Raw genomic sequence first — 3,287 nt, forward strand, 5'->3', positions numbered from 1 at the left:
TGGCGAGGGCTTGGTCGGAAACGATGGTTGCGGGAGCAGGATTTGAACCTGCGACCTTCAGGTTATGAGCCTGACGAGCTACCGGGCTGCTCCATCCCGCGCCATTTTTGTCCGGTCGGATTTGATCGTTCATAGAGAGGGTGGGGATTTTTCTAGGTCTGGCGATGACCTACTCTCCCACGTCTTGAGACGCAGTACCATCGGCGCGACAGTGCTTAACTTCCGGGTTCGGGATGGGACCGGGTGTTTCACTTGTGCTGTGATCACCAAACCGAGGAAAATCCCCCTATCCTCCCTTTTTGGGGAGGAAGGACAACATCAGGTCCTAGTCTGACTTCTGTTCATTTGCCGTCTTCTTGATTGACGGCTGGTGTCTTGCTTTTACCGGATCAGGTCAAGCCTATCGGACAATTAGTACCGGTCAACTGAACGCATTGCTGCGCTTACATCTCCGGCCTATCGACGTGGTGGTCTACCACGGTCCTCGGGGATACCTTGTTTTGAGGGGGGCTTCCCGCTTAGATGCCTTCAGCGGTTATCCTTTCCGATCATAGCTACCCTGCACTACCGCTGGCGCGATAACAGGTCCACCAGTGGATCGTTCACCCCGGTCCTCTCGTACTAGGGGCAACTCCTCTCAAGTATCCTACACCCACGGCAGATAGGGACCGAACTGTCTCACGACGTTCTAAACCCAGCTCACGTACCTCTTTAAACGGCGAACAGCCGTACCCTTGGGACCTGCTCCAGCCCCAGGATGAGATGAGCCGACATCGAGGTGCCAAACGATGCCGTCGATATGGACTCTTGGGCATCATCAGCCTGTTATCCCCGGCGTACCTTTTATCCGTTGAGCGATGGCCCTCCCACATGGGACCACCGGATCACTATGGCCGACTTTCGTCTCTGCTCGACCTGTCAGTCTCGCAGTCAGGCTGGCTTCTGCCATTGCACTCAACGAGCGATGTCCGACCGCTCTGAGCCAACCTTCGCGCGCCTCCGTTACGCTTTAGGAGGCGACCGCCCCAGTCAAACTACCCGCCACAGAGGGTCCCGGATCCGGATGACGGACCGCGGTTAGACATCAAGAATGCGAAGGGTGGTATCTCAAGGGAGGCTCCACCGGAACTGGCGTTCCGGTTTCAAAGCCTACCACCTATCCTGCACATCGCAGTCCTGATGCCAGTCTGAAGCTGTAGTAAAGGTGCACGGGGTCTTTCCGTCTAACCGCGGGAAGCCTGCATCTTGACAGGCAATTCAATTTCGCTGAGTCAACGTTGGAGACAGCGGGGAAGTCGTTACGCCATTCGTGCAGGTCGGAACTTACCCGACAAGGAATTTCGCTACCTTAGGACCGTTATAGTTACGGCCGCCGTTTACCGGGGCTTCATTTCGGAGCTCTCACCCCTCCATTTAACCTTCCGGCACCGGGCAGGCGTCAGACCCTATACGTCGTCTTGCGACTTCGCAGAGCCCTGTGTTTTTAGTAAACAGTCGCCACCCCCTGGTTTGTGCCCCCGGTGATCATACACCGGGCCTCCTTCTCGCGAACTTACGGAGGTATTTTGCCGAGTTCCTTCAACGTTGTTCTCTCAAGCGCCTTGGTATTCTCTACCAGTCCACCTGTGTCGGTTTCGGGTACGGTCTGGCGGAGGGCTATTTCCAGGGACTGCCATCGATATGCCCCAATCCGATAAGGGACATACGCTCCGGACAATCCGTCACATCCTCCTGGCCCAGGAATATTAACCTGGTTCCCATCGTCTACGCGTTTCCGCCTCGACTTAGGGGCCGGCTTACCCTGCTCAGATTAGCTTTAAGCAGGAACCCTTGGACTTTCGGCGAGAGTGTCTCTCACACTCTTTGTCGCTACTCATGTCATCATTCTCGCTAGTGATCTCTCCACCGGATGGCTCACGCCCCGGCTTCATCGACAGCTCCTTGCGTCCAATGCCTTCCGAGGAAGACTAAAGACGCATGGAGCTTTTCACACTACGCTCCGCTACCATGCCTTGCGGCATCCTCAGCTTCGGCTCATGGCTTGAGCCCCGTTACATCTTCGCCGCAGGACGTCTTGATTAGACCAGTGAGCTGTTACGCTATCTTTAAAGGATGGCTGCTTCTAAGCCAACCTCCTGGTTGTTTTGGACATCCCACATGCTTTCCCACTTAGCCATGAATTGGGGGCCTTAGCTGGAGGTCAGGGTTGTTTCCCTCTCCACGACGGGCGTTAGCACCCGCCGTGTGTCTGCCATCCAGTACTCCCGGGTATTCGGAGTTTGGTTAGGATCAGTAAGCCTGTGGGGCCCCATTACCCATCCAGTGCTCTACCCCCCGGGGTATTCGGATGACGCTCTACCTAAATAGATTTCGCGGAGAACCAGCTATCTCCGAGTTTGATTGGCCTTTCACCCCTAGGCACAACTCATCCCGACCTTTTTCAACAGGTGTGGGTTCGGACCTCCAGTTGGTGTTACCCAACCTTCATCCTGGTCATGCCTAGATCACTCGGTTTCGGGTCTGATCCCACGAACTCGACGCCCTATTAAGACTCGCTTTCGCTGCGCCTACACCTAACGGCTTAAGCTTGCACGTGAGACCAAGTCGATGACCCATTATACAAAAGGTACGCCGTCAGGGATAAATCCCCTCCGACTGCTTGTAGGCGTCCGGTTTCAGGTACTGTTTCACTCCCCTCGTCGGGGTGCTTTTCACCTTTCCCTCACGGTACTGGTTCGCTATCGGTCAGTAAGGAGTACTTAGCCTTCGGAGGTGGTCCTCCGATCTTCGGACAGGATTTCACGTGTCCCGCCCTACTTGATACATCCATCAAAGCTTCCCGTACGGGGCTGTCACCCGCTATGGCCCGGTTTCCCAACCGGTTCCGGTCACTTATCTGGCTTGGCTGGTCCGCGTTCGCTCGCCACTACTAGCGGAGTCTCTATTGATGTCCTTTCCTCCGGGTACTTAGATGTTTCAGTTCCCCGGGTTTGCTCTATAATCCCTATGTATTCAGGAAAATAGTACCTGGTTATACACTCTGTTCACCACTTCGCCGCGACGCGCCAGACCGGCCAAGGGCCGGCACGGAGTGTGCGTTTTGCGAAGCAAAAACAGAATGTAATCAGGTGGGTTGCCCCATTCGGAGATCGATGGATCAAAGCCTATTCCCGGCTCCCCATCGCTTATCGCAGGGTATCACGTCCTTCATCGCCTCTTACTGCCAAGGCATCCACCAAACGCCCTTTTCGCGCTTGATCTGACCCGGTAAGAGCAAGACACTCCTC

1 tRNA gene and 2 rRNA genes are annotated in these 3,287 nt (G+C 55.3%); all 3 read right to left on the reverse strand.

The features are described from left to right. Positions 1–24: 24 nt before the first annotated feature. The 3 genes from ICN82_RS20955 to ICN82_RS20965 all read right to left on the reverse strand — a co-directional run bounded on the left by ICN82_RS20955 (position 25) and on the right by ICN82_RS20965 (position 3,260). Positions 25–101: transfer RNA gene (locus ICN82_RS20955), tRNA-Met, on the reverse strand. A 55-nt stretch (positions 102–156) separates the two neighbouring features. Beyond that, positions 157–271: ribosomal RNA gene (gene rrf / locus ICN82_RS20960) — 5S ribosomal RNA — on the reverse strand. A gap of 119 nt (positions 272–390) precedes the next feature. After that, positions 391–3,260: ribosomal RNA gene (locus ICN82_RS20965) — 23S ribosomal RNA — on the reverse strand. Positions 3,261–3,287: the final 27 nt, after the last annotated feature.

Origin of the sequence: Mangrovicoccus algicola (assembly GCF_014903745.1) — a bacterium.
GTDB lineage: Bacteria > Pseudomonadota > Alphaproteobacteria > Rhodobacterales > Rhodobacteraceae > Mangrovicoccus > Mangrovicoccus algicola.